This window comes from Nostoc sp. (assembly GCF_036918015.1).
Lineage (GTDB): Bacteria > Cyanobacteriota > Cyanobacteriia > Cyanobacteriales > Nostocaceae > Nostoc.
Window position 1 is genome coordinate 21381 of record NZ_JBALEO010000002.1, and the last position, 23879, is coordinate 45259.

The 23879-nt window shown below is 41.8% G+C and carries 17 protein-coding genes, 1 tRNA gene and 1 CRISPR repeat array; of the genes, 8 read left to right on the forward strand and 10 right to left on the reverse strand.

The annotated features are described in order from the left end of the window. The first annotated feature begins 182 nt into the window (after positions 1 to 182). Together V7K61_RS00405 and V7K61_RS00410 are read left to right on the forward strand one after the other, a co-directional pair. Positions 183 to 929 (forward strand): DUF4384 domain-containing protein, encoded by a 747-nt coding sequence (locus V7K61_RS00405; RefSeq protein ID WP_335049930.1) that lies wholly within the window; start codon positions 183 to 185, stop codon positions 927 to 929. A 451-nt stretch (positions 930 to 1380) separates the two neighbouring features. After that, positions 1381 to 2295: a CRISPR direct-repeat array (repeat unit 35 nt; unit sequence GTTTTAATTCCTTTACCCCTCACGGGGATGGAAAC). Between the two features lie 82 nt (positions 2296 to 2377). Beyond that, on the forward strand, positions 2378 to 6124 hold the full coding sequence (locus V7K61_RS00410; protein WP_335049932.1) for a tetratricopeptide repeat protein: 3747 nt from the start codon (positions 2378 to 2380) through the stop codon (positions 6122 to 6124). A gap of 963 nt (positions 6125 to 7087) precedes the next feature. On the opposite strand, the gene V7K61_RS00415 is transcribed toward V7K61_RS00410, so the two are convergent. The 3 genes from V7K61_RS00415 to V7K61_RS00425 form a co-directional block, all read right to left on the reverse strand. After that, entirely contained in the window at positions 7088 to 8326 is a 1239-nt protein-coding gene (locus tag V7K61_RS00415) for a tyrosine-type recombinase/integrase (protein ID WP_335049934.1), read from the reverse strand. 232 nt (positions 8327 to 8558) lie between these two features. Beyond that, a tRNA-Cys gene (locus V7K61_RS00420) sits at positions 8559 to 8629 on the reverse strand. Positions 8630 to 8865: 236 nt separating this feature from the next. Beyond that, positions 8866 to 9456, reverse strand: coding sequence for a chromophore lyase CpcT/CpeT (locus tag V7K61_RS00425; RefSeq protein WP_335049936.1), 591 nt, complete (start codon positions 9454 to 9456; stop codon positions 8866 to 8868). Between the two features lie 351 nt (positions 9457 to 9807). Between V7K61_RS00425 and V7K61_RS00430 the strand changes: the two genes are divergently transcribed. The 4 genes from V7K61_RS00430 to V7K61_RS00445 all read left to right on the forward strand — a co-directional run bounded on the left by V7K61_RS00430 (position 9808) and on the right by V7K61_RS00445 (position 12932). After that, positions 9808 to 11037 (forward strand): tetratricopeptide repeat protein, encoded by a 1230-nt coding sequence (locus tag V7K61_RS00430; RefSeq protein WP_335049938.1) that lies wholly within the window; start codon positions 9808 to 9810, stop codon positions 11035 to 11037. A 269-nt stretch (positions 11038 to 11306) separates the two neighbouring features. Continuing rightward, positions 11307 to 12086, forward strand: a complete 780-nt coding sequence (locus tag V7K61_RS00435; RefSeq protein ID WP_335049941.1) for a Uma2 family endonuclease — start codon at positions 11307 to 11309, stop codon at positions 12084 to 12086. Positions 12087 to 12294: 208 nt separating this feature from the next. Beyond that, a complete protein-coding gene (locus V7K61_RS00440; protein ID WP_335049943.1) occupies positions 12295 to 12543 on the forward strand; it encodes a type II toxin-antitoxin system Phd/YefM family antitoxin in 249 nt (82 codons plus the stop codon). Between the two features lie 2 nt (positions 12544 to 12545). Then, positions 12546 to 12932 (forward strand): type II toxin-antitoxin system VapC family toxin, encoded by a 387-nt coding sequence (locus tag V7K61_RS00445; protein WP_335049945.1) that lies wholly within the window; start codon positions 12546 to 12548, stop codon positions 12930 to 12932. 232 nt (positions 12933 to 13164) lie between these two features. Here V7K61_RS00445 and V7K61_RS00450 read toward each other — a convergent pair whose 3' ends face one another. Further along, positions 13165 to 15720, reverse strand: coding sequence for a tetratricopeptide repeat protein (locus tag V7K61_RS00450; protein ID WP_335049947.1), 2556 nt, complete (start codon positions 15718 to 15720; stop codon positions 13165 to 13167). A 186-nt stretch (positions 15721 to 15906) separates the two neighbouring features. Next, on the reverse strand, positions 15907 to 16302 hold the full coding sequence (locus tag V7K61_RS00455) for a hypothetical protein (protein ID WP_442936278.1): 396 nt from the start codon (positions 16300 to 16302) through the stop codon (positions 15907 to 15909). A gap of 537 nt (positions 16303 to 16839) precedes the next feature. Here V7K61_RS00455 and V7K61_RS00460 point away from each other — a divergent pair. Continuing rightward, entirely contained in the window at positions 16840 to 17235 is a 396-nt protein-coding gene (locus tag V7K61_RS00460; protein ID WP_335049950.1) for a hypothetical protein, read from the forward strand. Positions 17236 to 17371: 136 nt separating this feature from the next. On the opposite strand, the gene V7K61_RS00465 is transcribed toward V7K61_RS00460, so the two are convergent. The 3 genes from V7K61_RS00465 to V7K61_RS00475 all read right to left on the reverse strand — a co-directional run bounded on the left by V7K61_RS00465 (position 17372) and on the right by V7K61_RS00475 (position 20014). Then, positions 17372 to 18379 (reverse strand): aldo/keto reductase, encoded by a 1008-nt coding sequence (locus V7K61_RS00465; RefSeq protein WP_335049952.1) that lies wholly within the window; start codon positions 18377 to 18379, stop codon positions 17372 to 17374. Between the two features lie 508 nt (positions 18380 to 18887). Beyond that, complete coding sequence (locus V7K61_RS00470; RefSeq protein ID WP_335049954.1) at positions 18888 to 19412, reverse strand: hypothetical protein; 525 nt, start codon at positions 19410 to 19412, stop codon at positions 18888 to 18890. Positions 19413 to 19702: 290 nt separating this feature from the next. Beyond that, on the reverse strand, positions 19703 to 20014 hold the full coding sequence (locus V7K61_RS00475; RefSeq protein ID WP_289798627.1) for an RNA recognition motif domain-containing protein: 312 nt from the start codon (positions 20012 to 20014) through the stop codon (positions 19703 to 19705). Positions 20015 to 20418: 404 nt separating this feature from the next. On the opposite strand from V7K61_RS00475, the gene ilvA reads away from it, so the two are divergent. Beyond that, a complete protein-coding gene (ilvA, locus tag V7K61_RS00480; protein ID WP_335049956.1) occupies positions 20419 to 21930 on the forward strand; it encodes a threonine ammonia-lyase, biosynthetic in 1512 nt (503 codons plus the stop codon). A gap of 114 nt (positions 21931 to 22044) precedes the next feature. On the opposite strand, the gene V7K61_RS00485 is transcribed toward ilvA, so the two are convergent. After that, positions 22045 to 23085 carry a hypothetical protein gene (locus tag V7K61_RS00485; RefSeq protein ID WP_335049958.1) on the reverse strand — a complete coding sequence of 347 codons (1041 nt, stop codon included), beginning with the start codon at positions 23083 to 23085 and terminating at the stop codon, positions 22045 to 22047. A 10-nt stretch (positions 23086 to 23095) separates the two neighbouring features. Next, positions 23096 to 23341 (reverse strand): hypothetical protein, encoded by a 246-nt coding sequence (locus V7K61_RS00490; RefSeq protein WP_099099597.1) that lies wholly within the window; start codon positions 23339 to 23341, stop codon positions 23096 to 23098. Positions 23342 to 23879 lie beyond the last annotated feature (538 nt).

Here is a 23879-nt window from a genome sequence, read left to right on the forward strand (position 1 = left end):
GTAGCGAAACTCCGTTAAAATGGACTGAAAATGTAATATGTGTTTTAAAAGGTGTCGAATGTCTTGCAGTACCTTTGACTTAATTGTTGCAGTGCCATATATGAGTTCATGTATGGGTTATTGACTCTTGTATATGAGTTCGTATATGACTTATGTAAAATTCTTTTACCTTTTTACTTATTATGAGCAGGACTCTGGTTGCATCAGATGAAGGTGTGAAGCTGGCAAGAAAAGCCTTAAAAGCCAGAAATTTAACTCAAACAGATTTTGGTATAGAGGTTAAATTAGGTTACACAACTGTTAGTAATTTCTTCAACGGTAAACCGATATATCGCACAAATTTTCAAGAGATGTGCGTTTTTCTGGGCTTAGACTGGCGAGACATCGCTGTATTTGGTGAAGCAGAACCCCAAGAACTCACACCCCTCGATAACCTTTGGCAACAACTTCAATTATTAAGCTCTCCTACTGAACAAATGGGGCTAGTCTTAGTAAAAGAGGAAACACTAGGTTGGGGTCAGAAAATACCGAGTCGTTACGAAAAATCAGTGCAGGTAGGTAGCTTTATTCGTTTTGAAATCAACTTAGAGACTCCTGGATATTTACTACTGTTGCAAAAAGATACATCTGGACAACTATCGTGTTTTTGTCCCTCGTGTTTTGCTCCCCAGCCGCACTTGAATACAGGTAAGACAACTCTGCCTCAAGAAGGTTCGCCAATGACGGCTTTTCCAGTAGAAGGCGAACCAGGTAAGGAGGAAATTATCGCAGTCCTTACCAAGGAAGTACCTGCATTAGACTGGTTACGGCAAGAGAATGATGAGGTTTTGTCACTAGAAGCAAGTCATCTTATAGAGTTACTAAAATACGTGACTGAACGCGGAGACTATCAACTTTGGTATACAGATTACATGATTACTGCACGTTAACAAGTAAAAAGTCTAATTTATTACTCACCTGTGCAAATAGAACTCGCAACTACAAAGACAAAACCGCCTACGCGGGTCTAAAATGCTTAATTTTGTGTAGTTAAAAATTGTAAAGTGGGTTGACTTTAATAGTTTGTTTTCATACTATGTATACTGAAGTATTACTGAACCATGAAAAATCAATAAAGTCTAAATCCAGCGTTTCCAGTTAGTCTCAATCATTTGGCAAACTTATAAGTTGTCATTGAATGATAAGCATCTGAGGGGGTCAGGCAAAGGCTGAAACCCTTATTCTTTCGTTGACCCCCTCAGATAGCTTGCTGGGTAAGCATTTCATGTGTCTTTAGGTCGCTACTATTGAGATATTTTCTCAATTATTTACTCGAAAAAACAACCCCCTCAGATTGACCTATGTCAAACTCAATCTTGGTAAGGCTTCTGAAAGAGTAGGGTTTTAATTCCTTTACCCCTCACGGGGATGGAAACATTTGTATCTCTTATTGATTTATCGTCCCTACGACTGTTTTAATTCCTTTACCCCTCACGGGGATGGAAACTTTTTGCAATCGCTACCAACTTCATATTTTCTTCTAGTTTTAATTCCTTTACCCCTCACGGGGATGGAAACAAAACACTGTTGAAAAGGCACGCGCTCCAGTGAAACAACGTCGTTTTAATTCCTTTACCCCTCACGGGGATGGAAACGGTTTAGTCCTATAAAATCGACAACATTGTTGTTGTTGATTGTTTTAATTCCTTTACCCCTCACGGGGATGGAAACTATGTATGTTCAGTCTCATGACAGAACACACACATTAGTTTTAATTCCTTTACCCCTCACGGGGATGGAAACTTGTCAGAGCCGCATCTGCACTTTGTGGTGCAAATGGTTTTAATTCCTTTACCCCTCACGGGGATGGAAACTCATTAAAAGCGGTCTGAGCCTCGGGTCTATAGAACACAGTTTTAATTCCTTTACCCCTCACGGGGATGGAAACAAGATAAGACAACCATTACAGCAGCAAAAACACACAAGTTTTAATTCCTTTACCCCTCACGGGGATGGAAACAGGGTTTTTGTCTGCTTGAATCAACAAAATTTCCAGCTGTTTTAATTCCTTTACCCCTCACGGGGATGGAAACAGATTGACCTTGAATTGCCTCTAAAGTAGGTTTCAATTCCGTTTTAATTCCTTTACCCCTCACGGGGATGGAAACCCTTATCTGGGCTATTTGTTGCATCCCGGGATGCTTGGTGTTTTAATTCCTTTACCCCTCACGGGGATGGAAACATTATTGCTATTGCCATGTTGATCCGTTATCGATAAAATGTTTTAATTCCTTTACCCCTCACGGGGATGGAAACTGATGATGAACAATTTTAGGTAAAATAAGTAATTGATTGAAAAGTCAAAACTAAAAAATATACAAGCATCTGGAAATAGCAGATGAAAAAACTGATAAAAAAATTAAATCAACTTAACTTACAGGTTGTGCAACTTGCTGGACAAGGAAACTTCAAGCAAGCAATAATTATTGCCCAAAAAGCTGTCAACTTAGGGTCAAGCCAGCAGCTAACAGAGCATTCAGAATATTGTGATAGCTTGAATAACTTAGCAGAATTATATCGGATACAAGGATGTTATTTAGAAGCCAATCCCTTGTATTTACAAGCCTTAACTATTAGAAAAAGTCTCTTAGTTTCAGAACATCCTGATGTTGCACAATCTTTAAATAATCTGGCAGTACTCTACCATTCACAAGGAAATTACTCACAAGCCGAAAAATATTTTTTAGAATCCCTGGAACTTTGGAAAAGTATTTTTGGAGCCGAACATTTTCAAATTGCGACTAATTTAAATAATCTGGCAGAAATTTATCGAGAACAAGGAAAATATCTCAAAGCTGAACAAGTACATTTAGAAGTTTTAGGAATGCGAAAACGTCTGTTTGGCGATGAACATCCAGATATTGCTCAAACTTTGACTAATTTAGGAGCGATTTACACATCCCTTGGACGCTATAAAGAAGCAGAAAAAATGCACTTAGAAACCTTGGCGATGAAAAAACGCTTATTTGAAGAGTTACATCCTGATATTACTGTTAGCTTGAATAATTTGGCCAGATTGTACGATGTTCAAGGACGTTATCTAGAAGCAGAACAACTGCATTTAGATGTTTTAGACAGATGGAATAAAATATTAGGTTCAGAACATCCATACATCGCATCTACCTTCAGTAATCTAGGGGGAACTTATCAAGAACAGGGGCGTTACCTAGAATCAGAGCAAAAATATCTAGAAGCCTTGGCGATGAGAAAACGCTTGCTAGGTGATGAACATCCCGATATTGCTAGCGGCTTGGATAATTTAGCAGAACTTTATCTGATTCAAGGACGTTATGTATCAGCTGAACAAAAGGCTCTAGAAGCTTATTCTTTGAGAAAACAACTGTTCAGTTCTGAGGAGTTTGATATTGTTGATAGCTTAAAAACTCTGGCAGTAATTTACACTTACCAAGGGCGATATTTGGAAGCTGAAAAACTATATTTAGAAGTATTCCCAATACTAGAAAGGTCATTGGGAAAAGAGCATCCCGTAATTGCCGGTGCTTTAAACAATCTGGCAGGACTTTATGAAGAACAAGGAAATTATTCTCAAGCGGAACAAAAATATTTATCAGCCCTAGAAATTAAAAAAAATCTCTTAGGTAACGAGCATCCTGATATTGCCATTACTTTCAACCAGATAGCAGTTATTTATCGGTTACAAGGACGATATTCTGAATCGGAACAACTGCATCTCGAATCTTTGGCAATGACCAAAAATCTTTTAGGAGAACGACATCCATTCGTAGCAGCAATTCTTAATAATTTAGCAGCATTATATCATGCTCAATTTAAATATCAAGAAGCAGAATCATTACTTTTATCAGCCTTAGCTATTGTTAAAAGCGCCTTTGGTGACGAACACCCACAAATAGCAAGTACGATGAATAACTTAGCCGTTATTTATGATTTTCAAGGGCGTTATCAAGAAGCAGAAGAACTCCATTTAGAAACATTGAAACTGAGAAAGTCATTACTCGGAGAAGAACACCCACAAATCGCTAATAGTCTGAATAATCTGGGAGAGTTATACTTTTCGCTGGGGCGCTATGAAGAAGCACAACAGAAGTATGTAGAAACTTTGGCAATGAGAAAACGCCTGTTGGGAGATGAACATCCTGATGTTGCATTTAGCTTAAATAATCTCGCAACGGTGTTAGCTGCGACTAACCGCCCAGATGAAGCTTTATCTCATCGCATCGAAGCCAGTAACATCAATGACAAGATTATTCGTAATATATTTGCTTTTAGTTCCGAAAGCGATCGCCTGGCCTTTCTGCAAAAAATCAGAAATAACTTTGACTTATTTCTCTCCCTAGTCTGCAACCATCTTGCTGACTCAGATACAGCAAAACTTGCAGCCTTAGATTTTGTTCTCAAACGTAAAGCCTTAACCGCCTCAGCGCTGGCGGCTCAAAATGAAGCATTTTACAATGGCCGCTACCCGCAACTGACAGAAAAATTCCGTCAACTGCGCGATTTGAGCAATCAAATTATCCATCTGACTTTTGCAGTTCCCAAAACAGATGACTTAGCTACATACCAAGATAATTTGAGACAACTGCAAAACAGACATAACAACTTACAAAAACAATTAGCGGCACAAGTTCCAGAAATTCAGCTATCACAACAAACTTTCGACCGTGAGGCGATTGTCGCAGCATTACCGCCTAATTCCATTTTGGTCGAGTTTGTCCGCTTTGATGTATTCAATTTTCAGGCAATTTCGGCCAATGGAGAAACACAATGGCATCCAGCACGGTATCTAGCATTTATCTTAACAGCCGGAAAACTAGATACTGTACAAATGGTAGATTTAGGCGCAGCTGATACCATCGACAGACTAATTATTGCCTTTCGCTTAGAAGCATCCGACTATACTCACCCCACATTAGCCTGGGGTAAAGGTAGTCAAGCACCAAAACTACACATAAAATCATACAATTCCACAGATGCTATGCAACTAACTCAAGCACTGTTTAACCCCATCCGGGACTGTGTGAAAGATTGCAAACATCTTATCATTGCACCCGATGGTAACTTAAACTTAGTGCCATTTCAAATATTGCCAATTGATGCCACAGGCTCACGTCTATTAATGGATGAGTATACCATCAGTTATCTGGGTGTCGGGCGAGAAATTCTCCGTAGCAAAGTTCAGCTACCCACAGCTTTTATTTCGACACCGTTAATCATTGCCGATCCTGATTTTGATTTAACAGCAGATGCAGCCACAGATCGAGAAACTGGCAATACAACAGCACCAAAAATACCAGAATTACTTACTACTCTCACCACAAAAGGCTTGTTCCGCGCTCCAGGGACAAGGTTTTTGGGGGAAAGTGTAGCGAAAAAACTGCCTGATGCCAAATTATACTTAGGCGCAGAAGCACTAGAAACCCGCCTGACAACTAGCGAGTGTCCCAGTATCATGCTAATTGCGACTCATGGCTTATTCCAAAGCGATTCCCAGGCGCAACCAGTCACTAACAAGCGCAACCTATTAAACATGGAAGGTCTGCGAACAACCAAGGTAGAAAATCCCATGTTGCGTTCTGGGCTGGCGTTAGCGGGTGCTAATACTTGGCTGGCTGGTGGGAGACTTCCTCAAGCAGCAGGTAAAGGCTTTGTTTTTGCCCAAGATATTGCCAGTTTAGATTTGTGGGCGAATGAATTGACGGTTCTTTCTGCCTGCGATACTGCCAGAGGAGATATTAAAATTGGCGAAGGTGTATTTGGGTTGCGGCGTGCTTTTGCAGTGGCAGGTGCAAAAACTCTGGTGATGAGCCTATGGTCTGTTCCTGACAAAGTAACTGCCTTACTGATGGAGCGTTTTTTTGATAACTTGCAGTCTGCCATGAGTCGGTCTGAAGCGTTACATTCTACTCAGAATTATATACGTAGAATTACAGTTAAGCAATTGCGCGAATCAGCTTTGGGTCTGGAAGTGCTAAAGGAGCTTTTAGCGGTCAAAGAGTTATCAGTAAATACTAGAATTGATTGTCAAGAAAAAGACACACCATTAGAACATCCCTTTTACTGGGGAGCATGGATTTGTCAGGGAAATACAGATCCATTGGTTAACTAGGGGTAAAAGTGGACAAGCTGTCATTAATCGCTACTTTTACCTCAATTACAAATATACCAGCGATCGCTTGAGCAAAATTCCCAATCAATCTTCCTGGGAAGCTGAAGCTTGTTCCTTAGCCACAGCCTCAGCAATAACCTGCCGCAACCACTCGGAACGATTGGGCTTGTTTCGCACCGCACGTAGGCATCTAAATCTTCTGGGAGCATCACAGATATAGGTTTTGGTATCAATACGGTTCAGTTAACGCTAAAACTCTTTATCAAAGTCAAATTTTTTAACGAACCGCAGAGGCACAGAGGGAACACAGAGAAGAAAAAAATGCTTAACTGAACCGTATTGGGTTTTGTATCACATTTAACACTTACTTAACTTGTTACCAATGAGCCTGGGGTGAACCTGAATTTCTCTGGTATCTTTGCCACCTTTAGTGTTGTATGCCCTGATGATCAGCTTGGGACGAACCCCTAGTGCCAATAAGGTGATTTACAAGAATAAATATACCAATGCCGTTGGTTTCGACTTCGCTCAACCAACTGATAGATCGAGAGTTGAGCGAAGTCGAAACTCGCCAACACAGGTATTTTCTTTGGGAGCATCCCAAATGTGTAAAAATATATTTTGTCATTGCTTCATTCCGCTTCGCTTCATTCGCAATGACAATCTGTTATCTTAGTCAATTTGCAAAATTGGGATGCTCCCTTTTCTTTGTCGGAAATCACCTAACATCTCTTTTGAGCAAAGTGCAGCTTTCGTTGATTTGGGTGGCAGTATAAAGGCAGACACTGAATAAAGCGCGATCGCGTCTTTGTGTTATTTACACAAATGCTAAGAGTTAATGGACAAGGTGATCAATCATTAAGTAGCAGCATTCGATGCAAAAGCTACTTTTATCAAATCACCGTATTTTCTGATTAACACAATTGCTTTGTAGGCGATCGCCTATCTTTTAATTCAACAAATTTATAACTCTGGCACCTGTAAGTTACGTTTATTACCTGCGTAATGCTTGTAAATAATTTCTGGAGAGTTACCAACCCACCTTCCTACATCCTTCGCATCAATATCAGCTTCCAGGCAAAGAGTAATAAAAGTGTGTCTGCATTGGTAAGGTTTGCGATATTCGCTTACTACACCCTGTTTTACAAGTTGAGTTACGATTCCATCTATATGTGTACCACGGTGATTTTTGTAACCTTTCCAGGCATGATTGAGAAAATCTCCAAAGTCTACTATGCCGCCTTTCTTGCTTCTAAAGATAAAATCATCTGGGTTACAGTTCTCAGGTTTAATAGAGTCTAAAATTTCACGGTGCTGATGATTAATCGGAAAACGTCTTTGGCTTTGGGTTTTTAATCCATCTTTGAGAGCTAACCCTTTAGTACTGATGGTAATTGCTTGCTCAAAGGTAATGTATTTATCACTGATATGCTTCCATTGTAGAGCGATCGCTTCTGATGGTCTGCACCCAGTAAAAAATAATAATTTTACTAAAGGAGCATAGTAGTTGTAGAGTTTGCTCTCCTCAAATGCTTGAATTATGCTATCTCGTTCTTCCTTAGTGAAGGGATTAATTTCATATTCTGCTGATTCTGACTTCGGTATCTGAATATCTTTTGCCATACTTTGGAATGGATTTGATTCAATCAGCTGACTCTTAAGTGCCCAATCACAGCAAGCATTTATATTTGTCAAAGTACGTTTGGCGGCATTAGCACTGAGATTTTCAAGTAAATAGTCTCGAATTGCGATCGCATCATCTAAAGTTTTAGTTGGTAACTTAGCAATGTGATTGCGATACTTGCGGTAGTCAACTGCATAAGTAGAAGGACTAACCTGTGGTTTTTTAAATTCAGTGTATTTTTCCCATAATTCTCCCAAGTCTGGTTGGGGTTTAGGTGAAGGTGTAGTTGGGGTAATTGGGGTAACGGTGCTTAATGACGCTGCTGGTTTGTACTTAACTAAACTGGCATCAAACTCTCCATAGTCAATATCCCTCTGGATTTTTGTCGCCAAAGCCGATGCTTGATGTCTCCCAAAAGGTGTATCATCGTGCCTTGTTGAAAGATAGAAACGCTTGGTTTTTAGCTCTCCAGTGGGCGTAATAATAGGATGAGAAAAAACCAATTGGAGACTGCCGTTAGAGTTCTTAATCTGCACTGAACCCCGACGGGCAATACTTTGAGATTTTTGAGATTCCATAAGGGTAATTAACTGGGGTAAAGACCTTTACCCTTCCACTTTATCCCAGTTTTACCCCAGAAATACTTATTGGGGTAAAAACCTCTACCTTACATTTTTACCCCAGTTTTACCCCAGTTCTTTACCCAAACTAGCCAAAATAACCCCAAAAATCTCTGAAGGCTTTGAAAGCAAGCCTTTAACGCCCAATAAAAAAGGGCTTGAAAACCCTGTAGTGCTTATATTTTTTTTAAGGCGGCACCCGGATTTGAACCGGGGGTAAAGGTTTTGCAGACCTCTGCCTTACCACTTGGCTATGCCGCCACAGCAGGATTCCCTGAACTACTTTAATGTTGCTAAGGTATCTTAGTAGCCATTTAGTAGTCATCGGGCGCTAGTTAAACCATGATAGCATAGGATTCTGAGGTAGAGATAGTAGGTTAACTGGATGTTTTTGGTAGTCTTTAGGCGATCGCTAGAAAATTTCGATTGCAGGTTGATCGCAGCACAAGCAACTCTTAGCTGATTAAAGAGAGTTGTAATTCTTCACTCTTGGCTTGTTACACCTTGACTTCATCGGCAAAACTACCCCAGCGGAGAAAGTGAAATGGGCCGGCGATAGAACCCCAGAGACGTTCATCGGTGTCTAAATCTCTTCCCCTGTCGAGGCTGAAAAATTCTTTAGCGTCAATCTCAAATTCGTTATCCAGATAAGTATTTTTGCCGTCACGAACCACTATGCAGGCTTTACCAGGTTCAACTCTGCCTTTGAAACTCTTACCTGTCCACTCTACAATCATGTTGCAACCTGACATTTTTTCCAATTGGTCAACAGACAACTCTTTGAGGCGTTCGGGTTCACGAGATGCACCGTAAAATTTTTGTTCTTCTTTAACGGTGTAGTGTTCAATTGCAATGTGGTTTTCTGCCGGAATCAATTTCATTACCCGCATCCGGTAGGGTTGATTAAGCATAAAATCATAAGCTTGTTCGAGAAACAAACTTACCCCTGAGAATAATTCTAAGGGAAGGGGACGGATACACACGCGGATATGGGCATAAAAAGGCGGATTTTCAAAAGCTTGTTCTTGATTGCTAAAGTCAGCTGCCATCCAGCGGGCTAAGGTGGCGATATCAGTAGAATGAGTCATTACAAAACGATCGACTAGTTGCTTAAATATGATCTAGGATTATTTTGACACTCCCTAGACTCAAAAATCCCGGTTGCGATCGCAATTTTTAAATTATATCTAGGATAGATGCTCTGACTGGAGAAAATTAGGCTGCTTCAGTACAAGTTAAGCTGCTTACATCTTGTACCTAACAACTAGAATTCGTTAAGAATTTATTTTGGCAAAATTCGCACAGGTGAAGCCACATAGCTCTCAATTAGGCTTTTCTTGTAAAGCTGGAGAAAAGCTGGAGAATAGTTAGTCAATAATAGGCATGGGGATAATTGCTAATTATCTCATATAACTCACTCAAGGCAAAGTAAAGTACTCATGCTCAGGCACTTAATTGCGATCGCTACTGCCACTATACTCTTTAGCAATTCCTTAACACTGGCAGAGAGTAAACCGCCGAAACCACCCGATCAATTTCCTCCTAGCCCTCTAGAGATTACCACACCCGATCCACTGCTACCACGATCGCCCAAGGATAAACAACCGTTAACTCCCCAAGAACGGCAAAAGTTAGAACCAGCGTTAGATGCGTTAAATCAAGCAGCGGCGGCGAAACTGCAAGCAGGCGAACCGATTGCGGCGTTTGAAATTTGGAACCGAGAATTACGTTTGCGGCGCTTTTTAGGTTCATTAGCAGAGGTGCAAGCATTATCACGAGTTGGCGCGATCGCTTGGAAGCAAAATGACAGCCAAGAAGTACAATATATTACGCAACGATTGCAAGCAATTCAAAAACAAGCCCAATCTCAGAAAAAAGCTGCCCCAATCGATCTAGAATTGTGGCGATCGCTAGGTGAAGCTTACAAAAATGTGCGATCGTCTAAATTAGCTATAGAAGCTTATGACCAAGTTTTGCTAGTAGTGCGACAACAACAAGACCAAACAGCAGTATTAGAAACCCTCAAGACGCTTGGAGAATTGCATTTGAGTTGGTTTGATTATCGCAAAGCTGCGCCAATCTACGAGGAATTGTTGAGTTTAGCTACATCTCTTGGCGATCGTGTAAACGAAGTAACATATCTGCAACAGCTGGCTTATATTTACGAGCAGACAAGCCAACCGCAGCAGTCATTGAATGTACTTAACAAGCTAGCAGAAATTTATGTCAATGAAAATAATCTTACGGAAATACCAGAATTAAAGCTAGCGATCGCTTCAGATTACGAATCTCTAGCCAAGAAAGATCCTAATTTACTGCTAGAAGCTTTTAACAATTATCAAGAAGCTTATACCACTGCTTGGCAATTAAAGGAGTACGTTCGGGCTGGTGATGCTTTGCAGAAGTTAATTGCGTTGTATCGTTCCCAAGGACAAACAGAAGAGGCTTTGCAGGCTAGCCAAATTCTGGTGCAGATACAGGCGCAAGCTGCCAATTTTTACGGAATGATGCAAGCTTATGACCAAATTGGGCAATTGTATCTAGAACGCAAAGAATTTCCTCAAGCACTAACAGCTTTTCAACAAGGGTTAAAACTGGCGCAACAACTCAAACATGAAGAAGCATACTTTACTGGGCAAATTGCAAAACTATCGAAAGCAAATTTTTAACAAACAGAATTCAGGAGTCAGGAGTCAGGAGTCAGAATTCAGTTCAGTCTTCTGTAGAACTGGCGGATAGCGAGTCAGCGTACTTCTTTGCAGAAGTTAAGCTACGCACAGCGTCTCATAGAGATTTTGAATTTGGTCGTGCAACAATTGAGTGGTGGGTGTAAATTTCCGACTCCTGAATTCTGACTTCTGAATTCTTCTTTAACTGAAATTTCTGCGATCGCTTAATATAAAAATACCCGCCACGCCTCCCCACAAGGTGAAAAGCTATGTCAGAAACTACCCTAGCTGCACCAGATATTCAACTCCCACCCACTCAAGCAGAATTACCAGACGATGACGGTATTCCGATGGAAAGCGCACGACACAAAACCCAGATGGATTTGCTGATAGATGCTCTGATACCTTGGTTGGAAGAACGAGAGGATGGGTTTATCGGCGGTAATATGTTTGTTTACTACAGTCTGGCCCAAGTGCGAAACAAAGACTTTAAAGGGCCAGACTTTTTTGCTGTGTTGGGAGTCCCGAAAGGAGAACGTCGCAGTTGGGTGGTTTGGGAAGAGGGGAAAACACCAGATATAGTTATTGAGTTGCTTTCTGATAGCACAGCCCAAGCAGATAAAAATGATAAAAAGCTGATTTATCAAAATCAAATGCGTGTCCCAGAATATTTCTGGTATGACCCTTTTAACCCTAATGATTTGGCTGGTTTTTCTATTGCAAAAGGAGCTTATCAACCTATTGCAGTGAACGCTCAAAATCAGTTAGTGAGTCAATCTTTAGGGTTAGGATTGCAGTTGTGGCAGGGAAGTTATAAAGGTATTGATGCTACTTGGTTACGCTGGGCAAATTTGACAGGGGAGTTGCTGCCAACCCCTGAAGAAAAGGAACGCCAAAGGGCAGAACAAGAACGCCAAAGGGCAGACAAGGCAGAATCGCAGTTATTACAAACTGCACGCAACTTACTTGAATCTGGGATGACAGTAGAACAGGTAGCTAGGTTAACAGGTTTGAATGTATCTGAGATAGACACTGAAAACGATGCATGATTTACGGGATTTGTTTAAGCGATCGCTCCACCAAAGTAATCATACAAGCGATCGCTAATCAATCTCATTCCTGTTATAAAATTCTTTCTCTATCTTGTCCCGCATAGAGAATTCGCACAACTTCAATGTTTTAATATTGCTCAAAGTAAAAATAATTATAGCCAGTGTTATCCTAAGAAATATTAGGAATTAACAATTACTTAGGCTAATGAGTATCACCGTTAATGTTTCGGAAGTAACTGCTAAGTTTTCTGAATTGCTGAGTCAGGTATTACTTGGTGAAGAGGTGGTGATTGCACAGAAGGGTATTCCAGTTGCACGCTTAGTCGCTCTCACAGATACAACCTCACCTCGAATTCCAGGTTTGGATAAAGGTAAAGTTATCATTGCACCAAATTTTGACGAGCCTTTACCAGAAGATATCCTAAATGATTTTGACAGTTCTAATCTAGTTTAGCGATGAGAGCTTTACTGGATACCCATGCATTTCTTTGGTGGGTAACAGATGACCCTCAGTTATCTTCCACTAGTCGCACTATAATTGCTGATTCAGGTAATATTTTGTTTCTGAGCGTGGCAAGTGTTTGGGAGATTGTCATCAAGACTAAATCGGGTAAGCTAACTCTACCTGAATCTGTAGAAGAATATATTCCCAACCGACTAGCAATGAACCGCTTCGAGAGTCTAGACATTCAAATGACACACACTCTACAGGTTGCCACTTTGCCAAACATTCACCGAGATCCGTTTGACAGAATTCTGATTGCCCAAAGTCAGGTAGAGAATTTGCCAATTGTGACAATTGACCAGCTAATTGCACAGTATCATGTCCAGACTATCTGGTAATCAAAGCTTAGAAATAGCGATCGCACCTTCGTTGATGAGAGAATAGCGATACCTTCTCTTCTCCTGTCGGAGACGCTGCGCGAACGAGAGGCTTCTCTTTCAGAGACGCTAACGCGAACGCCAACGGCAACGTCTTCTCTACGAGACGCTACGTGTAGCTTGCTTCCACGAAGTGGTACGACGAACGCTCTAAACTACTAGATTGCAAACTCTATCGCCTGAACTTGCTCTTTTAATGACGAATTAATTTTTTAGCCAATCGCCACAACAGAGAAAATGGTAAAGTTAATATCGCCTTTAAGATTTGGACAAACTGACCTAAGCGACGTTTCCAGATAGCACGGGGAGTAGACTGACGTTGCAGGGTTGCTAAATTTTTTTGAATTTTTGCTGTTAAAGGATGATTCACCTCTAAAATGCGATCGCATATTGCCAAGGCTTGGGTGTAGAGGGGTTTGGCTTGGCTGTACCGACCTTGGTTATGGTAGAGAATAGCTAAATCGCTTAAGCTAGCAGCCACATCGGGATGATTGTCTGCAAACAGGCGCTTTCTCATTGTCAGGGCTTCGCTATAGAGGGGTTCAGCTTCGTTGTACCGCCCTTGGTTACAGTAAAGCGTTGCTAAATTGTTCAAGCTACCAGCTAGGTTGGGATGATCGCTGCCTGTAAACAGGCGTTTTGTCATCGCTAAGGCTTCAATGTAGAAGGGTTCGGCTTCACTGTACCGTCCTTGGCTATTGTAGAGTAATGCTAAATTGCTTAAGCTATTAGCCACATGAGGATGGTCGCGAACAAACAGGCGCTTTTTCATCGCCAAAGCTTCAATTAATAGAGGTTCAGCTTCACTGTACTGCTTTTGGCTATTGTAGAGGAGAGCTAAATTGTTCAAACTAGTAGCCACGTTGGAATGATCGCCTGGAAACAGGTGCCTTGTCATCTCCAGGGCTTGAATGTAGAGAGGTTTGGCTTCACTGTACCTCCCTTGGGAACGGTACAGTGCTGCTAAATTGTTCAAGCTACCAGCCACATTCACATTGGGATGATCATCGACAAACAGGCGCTTTGTCATCGCTAGAGCTTCAATGTAGAGAGGTTCGGCTTTACTGTGCTTTCCTTGACTATAGTAGAGTGCTGCTAAATTATTCAAGCTAGTAGGCACATAAAGATTGTCATCAGCAAACAGGCGCCTTGTCATCGCTAAAGCTTTTATAGAAAGAGGTTCGGCTTCACTGTACCGTCCTTGGCTATGATAGAGTGCTGCTAAATTGTCTAAGCTAGTAGCCACATGAGGATGGTCATCGGCAAACATAAATTTGCAAACTTTGACGCATTTCTTATACCAAGGTTCTGCTAATTGATATAATCCTTGTCCCTCGTAAAATCTTCCCACTCCCGCAAATATCCAACCTACTTTATCATTGGGTATTGATGCTGGAGAAATTATCTCTTCCTTTGCTACTTCTCCTATCTCTTTAATTAACCGTTTTCCCAGGTCTTCAAGATGAAGAACAACATACCTCATGCCTTCGATATGCTCAAAGGTGGGTGAGTCGGGAAGTTTTGACGCAAGGGTTATCATGGCAGTGGTGAATGTTGTTTCTAAAGCTGATTTAATCTCACCAGACCCCGCTAACTGCTCTTGCAAAAACCACCATACTAAGGCATGAATTTTATAACATCCTGCTCTTTCTTCTAAGAGTTGCAGCAAGTTACGCCCGTAGAGTTGCTTTTTAGCTTCGTTTAATTCATTTTCTGACCAAGTTAGCTGTCTTTCTTCCTCATTTTCTGCTTTCCCTCCACCTGTCGCCACCCAAATAACCAAATCCCAAAGAATTAGTGCAGGAGAAAATAAACTTAACAATTTTCCTAATTGTTGCGCCAGTGGGTCGAGTTCTTCCCAAGTTAAAGCAAAGGCGGCTTTGACTCCCAGTTGAGTTGAGTTGAGAGTTTCCCGGTCTTGTAAAGCTGACTCTGCTAATTTACGTTCTTGTAATCGCCCAAACATCATATCTAAAGACATTTCCGGGTCGCGTACTAAATAACCTCCAACTAACTCTATCCCCAAGGGCAAATATTCCAGACATTCACATATTGCAGTTGCGGCTTGTGGTTGGTTGTCAACTCGCTTATCTTTTTCCCCCAACAGTCCTTTTAACAGTTCTAAGGCTTTCCCTGGTTCTTTTTGCGGCGAGAGAACATCTAAGGGAATCTCTTGAATAAAATTTGGGTCTAAATGCCGCAGTCGAGTAGTAATTAAGACTTGGAAGCGGTTATCGTTGGGAACGACTTCGCGGAGGTTGTTTAAATCAGTTACATCATCGAAGACAATTAAAATCGGTAACTCAGAGTTAGGATATCTAGACCAACACCAGGCGACTTGTTCTTTAAGGCTTAAAAATCTTCCTCCTAATTCTTGGGGAATCTTTAAACCGAACTGCAACCGGAAAAACTCTAAAACTTCGGCGGCGAGATTGGTTTCTCTGTCGTTAAACCAGGCAATGCCGCCATAATCTTGTTGATATCGTCTGGCGTATTGGGTGGCTAATTCAGTTTTGCCTACGCCACCCATTCCCGCTATTGCTACATAATATCCGCGCTGCAAGTCTTTATGCAGCATTGTCAGTTCCGTTTCTCGCCCGACGAAATGAACAGAACCGCGATAAGGGATAGATTTTGTGGGAGTTAACTGTTTTTGCCCCTCAATAATTTGAGTGCCAATGTTAACTTGAGCGCCAGACGCAGCAAAAACACCAATTTTTTCGGCAAACTTCCCGGAGTCTTCAGGCATATATAGTTAAATCTTGCTATTCACAGAAACTGAAAGACCTCTCTCCAAAACGGTTATGCGTACACACAAGTCTAAAATAGTTGACTGCAAGCCTTTTACCCCTCCCTAACCCTCCCCGTATGTATTGGGGAGGGAACTAGATTTGTTTTTCCCCCCTTTCCAAGGGGGGATTAAGGGGGGTAATTCTTAAAAGGATTGATTTTGAATATTTCCTGTCCCACCTGGCATTACTACCTGACCAATTTTATCTGCTAATTTTTCCAGGTTAGGCATAGCCAGAATTTCAGCCAATTTAGGATTTGGTTCTGCTTTAGCTGCTGCGGCCAATTCCTGCACAGCTTGAGCCACTTCAGGATTAGCTTTAGCAGCCGATTCTACCTCTCGTACAGCCTTGCCATAATCAAGTGGTTGCTCTGGTGCTTTCTCGATCGCAGCTACAGTATGGGGAGACTGTTTTTTGAGGGTGATGAGAAACTTACCAGTCTTATCTAATAAGGTTTCTGTTACCTTTTCGGTTGTTTTTTCTAAGGCTTTGGTAGCTATTATAGTGCCAACAGCGATCGCCGCAGTTTCAAGTATCATAATGCTGCCTTGACTATGTGTATCTTATTTACTTATTAACACACCGCTTTTGTTCTAAATTCCGCAGCTAAGTTAAAAAACCCATATTTTACTCAGCGTTACAGATTTTGCAGAGTTCAGCATTACTTTTTCAACTAATTGCGTCTGATATCTAAGTTTTTTGAAATTAAAACCAGTTGCCGTTACTAACATCGCCACTAACATCGCGCTTTAAGTTACTAAAATTATGAGTTTCGTTACTACCACGACGATTTTTGTTACAAACATCATTCTTTTCGTTACAATATTACGAGTTTGTTACTAAAATAACGAGTTTAGTTACCACCACGACGATTTTTGTTACAAACATCATTATTTTCGTTACAATGTTACGAATTTAGTTACCACTACGACGATTTTTGTTACAAACATCATATTTTTAGTGGATATTGCTGAGGCGATAGTTACATTAAACACCAAATTTGTGGATTTCACTCAACCAGAATTAGGCTTTAGTAGGGCAAGCTAGCTCTAGAACACCATAAAAAGAAGATAGTTATGCCTCGTAAAAAGCGTACATATCGCGTTCTAGAAAAAGCTGAATTGAGAATCGCCGGACTCAAAGCAATCGATCCTGGCATGGATTTTGGGGATGCTCGGAACTTGCAAAGTCTTAGACAAATAATTCAGCAGTACCGTAGCAAAATAGATACTTATAATACGACTCTAGCTGTGATTGACTCTTATAGAAGTGAGATGAAAGAGTTGGAAAAAAGTTTGAGCGAACTGACTGAAAAAATGCTCCTGGGAGTTGCCTTTAAGTACGGCAAAGACAGCCATGAATATGAAATGGCGGGTGGTGTTCGCAAAAGCGATCGCGTCCGCAGAAGCTTAGTCAATCGCTTAAAAGCTAGTACAGATGAAGTCTCTAATAATAATACTCAAACTGTATAAGCTCATCACTAGACTCCTGACAAAAGTCTTGAATTGACAACGCTTTTCAAATCATTGAACTACACCATTCCCATCTCAGTCTTGTCGAAATACCTATTTACAATGATTCATATTCAAATTCAGCTACGTTGAAATTTCACTTAGTTTGAAAGATATTTTGTACCATTTTTTTGTCTGAATTTGCCGCCGCCTTATCTAACTCTGCAATCTCACCAGCGTCTAATTGCCAACCCAACGCGCCAAGATTCTCCTTCGCTTGTTCCACGCTCTTTGCTCCAGGGATGGGAATAGTTCCTTTACAGATGCACCAATTAATTGCTACCTGTGACATAGTTTTGTTTCTGAACTGTGCCACCTCTCGCAAACATTCCAAAAGGGATTTACCAGCAGAAGCCGCTTTGCCTCTACGCATTCCTGATAATATTTGCTTAAATAACAGACCTCGAATGCCTTTAGGCAAAGGGCCTTGTTCGGAGTATTTTCCTGTTAATATTCCCAACGCTAGAGGGCTGTAGGCAATCAATTTAATGTCTAACTCATCACAAAGGTCTTTGAGCTTGAGTTGAGTGACAGGATATGTAGACAACAGAGAATATTGGACTTGCAGAGTTGTAATCGGAACGCCTCGTTCGGCGAATTTTTTCTGCACTCGCATCAGCCGTTTCGGCCCATAATTAGATAATCCCACTCCCTTGACCAGTCTTTGCTCATACAAATCGGCAAGACCATCTAAAAGTCCTTCCTCTTGCCAAGGAGCATAGTTTGCTGTTGACCAATGCATTTGTACCAAATCGACATTTCTTCCCAAGCGTTGGGCTGATGACTGGCAAGCTCTCACCATTGATTGACGCGTCCATCTCCACGGGTAAGCAGCAAGCTTAGTTGCAATACAAATATTTTCTTTGCCTGAACCTACATATTCTCGGTTGAATCGTCCCAGAAGTGACTCACTCCGACCATTCAATCTCCCCGTTCCGTAAGAATCGCCTGTATCAAATAAAGTTACACCGTTGCTGACGCAAAGGTTAAATACGGCTTGCAACTGCACATCCATACTTTCGTCATATCCCCAAAGCAGTTGGTTGCCCCAAGCCCAAGTACCGCAGCCCATACTTGGGAGTGAGAGTTTTTGGAGAGTCTGCATCTTTGCTATTTGTAGATTGCCTTATTAATTATCAGGCATATATAGCACAATACGGTTCCGTTAAGGCTAAAACCCTTTGTGAAATCAATTTTTTTAACGTAGACGCTTCTCTACGAGACGCTACGCGAACGGCTTGCCGCAGGCTACCACAGAGGCGCAGAGAACCCAGAGAGAAAGAAAAAATGCTTAACTGAACTGTATTGCCCTATAGGCTTGATTCATTAGACCTCTTGCAAATGTCCCTAACACCCCCTCCCCGCTCTTCGGGCTACGGTGTACACATAAGTCTGAAAATAGCTGAAGAAGACAGGTTTTACCCCACCCTAACCCTCCCCTTGTAAAGGGGAGGGAACCGGAAATCTTATTTCCCCCCAATATATCGGGGGGATTAAGGGGGGTAATACGACTTGTCTGTACACCGTAGGCTCTTCGGGAGGGGAAACAAAGCGTAGCTTTGGCGGGGTGGGGTTCTTTCTTATTTTTGATTTATGCAAGAGGTCTATTAATTTCAACTTGACAGACTATTATTAGGGAACATGGTCGGATTTGCCAACAGCCAAGCTTTTTCTGTCCAGGCGTTATTAAATAACCCCACCTCTGACACATTTAATTCAAATGAATGGGGTGGTGATTCTAGCAACAAAGGCGAACCTTTATCATGGGCCTCAACTAAGTTAACTATCCAGGGAAGAAAGTCTAAGATTTCTTTTGGTAATACAGTTAACTCGAAATCCCACAACAAATTCATACCTCGGCAGACTTGTCCTTTTCTGGTAACTGTCACTCTACCAGCACTTTTGTTAATAGCCAGTCGCAAAATGAATGGGCGGAATGGGACAAATTCATCGGGTGCTGTATAAGCGTATACATTTATATAGTTGAGTCTCTGCCTACGATCCATCCAAGATGCGATCGGTGAATTACTACTATAAGATGTACCAGTTATAAGTACTGGCATACTCATCGCAGCAGCAAAGTTAGAGTAGAACTTATGCCTTAGTTCGTTAACAATATGTTTAGCTTCTGGGTTCATTGTTGCTACACCTATTACAAAAACGATACCTGCGGTAAGCTACCCTAACGCATGGCTTCATAAGAATTATTTCCTAAAACCTCCTGCATCACTTCTCTACGAGAGGCTGCGCCAACGACTACGCTCAGTAACCACCTGCTCTCTGACTTAAAAGTGCTGAGTGCTGTTAGCGGATAGCTAAGGTTGAGCCAGTGCTGAGTGCTGAGTCAAAATACCAGTCCCAAAACGCAAAAAAGGCAGACTCCTTGTCTGCCCTTAAGACCTGAGAGTTAAATTTTTGGTTTTAGACCTTAATAGCGGCCACCACCACCGCCACCACCACCATAGCCTCCTCGTCTACCACCAGAGGAACCGCCATCTGTTTTGGGCTTGGCTTTATTAACTTTTAAGCTTCGACCCATCCATTCAGCATTATCAAGGGCATCAATTGCCGCTTGTTCTTGTGCGTCTGATTCCAATTCCACAAACCCGAAACCTCTCATCCGACCTGTTTCTCGGTCAACAGGCAATTGAACATTTTTTACAGTTCCATATTCTGCAAAGACTTGCCGGAGGTCATCTTCTTTAACCTCATAAGATAGATTGCCGACGTAAATTGACATAGAATGTCTCCAGAATCAAAGGGTGTAGAGATTTAGATCCGGAGAGGTCTGTAATACAAGTATATATAAAAACAAACTGTACAGCCGAATTTCATCTTCCAGGCATACTTTAACATAAATGCAGAAGTTATGTTCGTAAGTAACACTATACTTAATCTGTCGATCTAAGTACTCAGATAGTTAGCAAAACTAGTTTAAGATTGACCTACCAGCGATCGCATGAAATTTGCAATCATCAAAAAGTTTCCATAGCTGAACTTATTTCTCTTCAAAGAGTATTAATTAGTAATTTTTAAATTTTAGTTCAATCAAAATTTCGAGAGAGAGCAAACCAATAAAACCAGTGCGATCGCTTGTAACGTAAAATTAGTTTCCATCCAGCATTTGCTAACACCTTGACGCCCATGTTTTGCGACTACCTCATCCAAATTCTGACTGCCCGTGTATATGATGTTGCCCAGGAAACACCACTGGAGTATGCTCCAAATTTGTCTGCGCGGCTGAATAATCAACTCCTGTTGAAACGTGAGGATATGCAGTCAGTATTTTCCTTTAAACTGCGGGGTGCTTATAACAAGATGGTGCAACTGCCGCCAGATATATTGGCGCAGGGTGTAATTGCCGCGTCTGCGGGGAACCATGCTCAGGGAGTCGCCCTGGCAGCCAATCGCCTGGGAACCAAAGCAATTATCGTCATGCCAGTAACCACACCCCAAGTGAAGGTGGATGCGGTGAGAATGAGGGGCGGAGCAGTGGTGTTACATGGAAACACTTATGACGATGCTTATAGCTATGCCCGTGAATTAGAAATAGAAAAAGGATTGACTTTTATTCATCCCTTTGACGATCCCCATGTAATTGCTGGACAGGGAACAATCGGGATGGAAATTTTACGGCAACATCAGCAACCCATCCATGCAATTTTTGTGGCAATTGGAGGGGGCGGATTAATTTCTGGGATTGGGGCTTATGTGAAACGGTTGCGTCCCGAAATCAAGATTATTGGTGTTGAACCAGTTGATGCTGATGCCATGTCTCAATCGCTCAAAGCCGGACATCGGGTGCGCTTGTCCCAAGTGGGGTTATTTGCTGATGGCGTAGCGGTACGGGAAGTAGGTGAAGAAACCTTCCGTTTATGTCAGCAGTATGTAGATGAAATTATTTTGGTGGATACAGACGATACTTGTGCTGCGATTAAAGACGTGTTTGAGGATACGCGATCCATTTTAGAACCAGCCGGTGCATTAGCGATCGCAGCTGCCAAAGCCTACGCCGAACGAGAACAAATCGAAGGACAAACCTTAATTGCTGTCGCCTGTGGTGCAAACATGAATTTTGATCGCCTCCGCTTTGTGGCAGAACGAGCAGAGTTCGGCGAACGCCGCGAAGCGATATTTGCAGTCACAATTCCAGAGCAACGGGGAAGTATTCGCCAGTTTTGTGAATGTATTGGCAACCGTAATCTGACAGAGTTTAATTATCGGATTGCCGACGAAAAAACAGCCCATATTTTTGTCGGCGTGCAAATTCAAAATCGTGCCGATGCTGTCAAAATGGTAGAAACCTTTGAAGCTCATGGATTTGAAACCCTTGATTTAACAGACGACGAACTAACTAAACTACATCTGCGGCACATGGTGGGTGGACACTCTCCCCTAGCTAACAATGAATTACTCTACCGTTTTGAGTTTCCCGAACGTCCCGGCGCATTGATGAAGTTTGTGACTTCCATGAGTCCCGACTGGAATATTAGTCTTTTTCACTACCGCAACAATGGCGCAGACTACGGACGAATCGTTGTCGGTATCCAGGTTCCCCCCTACGAGATGCAAGATTGGCAAGCCTTTCTCGACCATCTGGGCTATCGCTATTGGGATGAGAATAAGAATCCGGCGTACAAGCTGTTTTTGGGATAGGTGGGGAGCGGGGAGTAGGGAGCAGGGGAGCAGGGGAGCAGGGGAGCAGTTACAGTAAGTCTTTCCCCTCCGCCCCTCTGCCCCTCTGCCCCTCTGCCTCTTCCCCATGCCAATTTAACGAGAACTCCCCTTCAATATCAGATTTGAGTCCCAAGTATAGAAGCCGATTTGATTAGGAACCCTAGCGAATCTACCTGTGCGATAGCCTCTAGATAGTTCATTCAGCACCTTATTTTTGATCTCTCTAATTTGCTGAGAATCTAGTTCTCCATAAATCCCGGCGATGACTTCAGCCACGCTGAAAACTTTACCTGGATTTTGTTTTAACAGAGAGGTGAGGGCATCAATTAAGAATTGACCCTCAAAGGCTTTGAGCATCGGTACTGTTTTTGTCGGGGGAACGAAAGGCTTCTTATTTTTGTTCTTGATATTCCTAGAAGCACCATTGCGATTACCTGGGGCTACCAAACTTAAATCCAGAGTATAACAACCTGGCTCATCGGGAATAGTTACCCAGTAATTCCTTTCTCTGCCTTGGGTGAGGGAAGATTGCACTCTACCTTTAACTACTTTGAATAGATTGGAATCTAACTCTCCATAAAGCGATCGCACGATAAAATCGATATGACAAACAGTACCTATCTGTTCTTGCAATAGCTGTTTTATGGCTTCCATTCGGGAGATAGCGTGCTGATACTGAGGTAGCATCGGGATTTCCACTACCTTCGTTGAACTATCGTTGTTTTCTGGGGCGATCTTTGGATCTGTTGATGTCGTTTGAGATTGACTCTCTTTTGTATCAACAGCAGCAGAAAAAGAATTATTTATCTCAACTCGATCTAAGTCTTTTTGTACTGACTCTAAAGATTCCACCAAGTTGATTTCGCCGATGTCATCAAGGGGTGATAAAAACCGCAGAGAACTTTCCCCAGAAAGATTTGAGGTTTCATCAGTCGCCGTTAATCTTGATATCTGCTTGTTGCTATCAGAAAAAGACCAGTTAGACAACAACGCTTCTACATGATCGAGCTGCGATCGCGCCTGCACAAAGAGGCGTTCGTACTCTTCTGTGAGGCGAGCATAATAGTCTCGTAATTCCAACAGTGGTGAGAGAAAGGTGCCCGGAGGCGGTTCTAATTGTCCATTTTGAGTCATAGGGCTTTAATTAATTTAAATCGATGTCACTTTTATAAGACATTGCTCTGGGTTTTGCCTTGTGAGATGCTGGCTGAGATTTCTTAGGTGGTTGGGGAGGGCGACATCTCTCACAATATAAGGGTCGAGGGCCGAAAGTCTCACGTTTTGTCAGATCGTTACACTCTTTACAGACAAACTGGAAAACACGAGTATGAATCTGTCTTTTGTGCGCCCTGACAGTATATTCCCTAACATCAATGAATTTACTTGCCATAATCAGGAATTGTGAATTGCCGACGTTATCAATGTCCTATCAATATAGCTATTCAAGCAAATCAAACCGCATCAGTGTGTGTTTATGTAGAAGTTTTATTCAAATCAGTGAATTTGACGCCTACCATAAAGTACAGGTGAGCAACTTAAAAGTTAGCCATTAACAATTCGTAATTTGTAATTACGTTACGGATGGGCATTTCGACCCCACCCGTAACGGCACGACCTGTAGAGGTCGGGGACTCTGACCCGACGCTCGCGGACTCGCTTTGCGCGTCACTATAGGTTTAATTACGAATTACGAATTACGAATTACGAATTAGTAATTATTGTTAACCCCTCTTCCTCATGCTAGATGGGTAATGCTTAATGGAGCCATTCCTGTCTAAAAAACAACCGCCTCCTAAAAACAGGAGGCGGCGATCGTTGTTAATCAAAGTATGATTCCAATAAGTTTGATCCCTCTACTAGTAGTATGTCAAGTCAACTTCATGGGGTCAAGAAGAAGGGTGTAGCGGGTAGGGTGCAGGGAAAAAGAC

Bases quoted from the DNA above. Each gene is read 5' to 3' on its own strand.
- V7K61_RS00425 (WP_335049936.1), bottom strand. From the start codon at position 9,456: ATGACTCATTCTACTGATATCGCCACCTTAGCCCGCTGGATGGCAGCT.
- V7K61_RS00440 (WP_335049943.1), top strand. From the start codon at position 12,295: ATGAGTATCACCGTTAATGTTTCGGAAGTAACTGCTAAGTTTTCTGAA.
- V7K61_RS00485 (WP_335049958.1), bottom strand. From the start codon at position 23,085: ATGACTCAAAATGGACAATTAGAACCGCCTCCGGGCACCTTTCTCTCA.
- V7K61_RS00450 (WP_335049947.1), bottom strand. From the start codon at position 15,720: ATGCCTGAAGACTCCGGGAAGTTTGCCGAAAAAATTGGTGTTTTTGCT.
- V7K61_RS00460 (WP_335049950.1), top strand. From the start codon at position 16,840: ATGCCTCGTAAAAAGCGTACATATCGCGTTCTAGAAAAAGCTGAATTG.
- V7K61_RS00415 (WP_335049934.1), bottom strand. From the start codon at position 8,326: ATGGAATCTCAAAAATCTCAAAGTATTGCCCGTCGGGGTTCAGTGCAG.
- V7K61_RS00445 (WP_335049945.1), top strand. From the start codon at position 12,546: ATGAGAGCTTTACTGGATACCCATGCATTTCTTTGGTGGGTAACAGAT.
- V7K61_RS00465 (WP_335049952.1), bottom strand. From the start codon at position 18,379: ATGCAGACTCTCCAAAAACTCTCACTCCCAAGTATGGGCTGCGGTACT.
- V7K61_RS00455 (WP_442936278.1), bottom strand. From the start codon at position 16,302: ATGATACTTGAAACTGCGGCGATCGCTGTTGGCACTATAATAGCTACC.
- V7K61_RS00435 (WP_335049941.1), top strand. From the start codon at position 11,307: ATGTCAGAAACTACCCTAGCTGCACCAGATATTCAACTCCCACCCACT.
- V7K61_RS00405 (WP_335049930.1), top strand. From the start codon at position 183: ATGAGCAGGACTCTGGTTGCATCAGATGAAGGTGTGAAGCTGGCAAGA.
- ilvA (WP_335049956.1), top strand. From the start codon at position 20,419: ATGTTTTGCGACTACCTCATCCAAATTCTGACTGCCCGTGTATATGAT.
- V7K61_RS00475 (WP_289798627.1), bottom strand. From the start codon at position 20,014: ATGTCAATTTACGTCGGCAATCTATCTTATGAGGTTAAAGAAGATGAC.
- V7K61_RS00490 (WP_099099597.1), bottom strand. From the start codon at position 23,341: ATGGCAAGTAAATTCATTGATGTTAGGGAATATACTGTCAGGGCGCAC.
- V7K61_RS00470 (WP_335049954.1), bottom strand. From the start codon at position 19,412: ATGAACCCAGAAGCTAAACATATTGTTAACGAACTAAGGCATAAGTTC.
- V7K61_RS00430 (WP_335049938.1), top strand. From the start codon at position 9,808: ATGCTCAGGCACTTAATTGCGATCGCTACTGCCACTATACTCTTTAGC.
- V7K61_RS00410 (WP_335049932.1), top strand. From the start codon at position 2,378: ATGAAAAAACTGATAAAAAAATTAAATCAACTTAACTTACAGGTTGTG.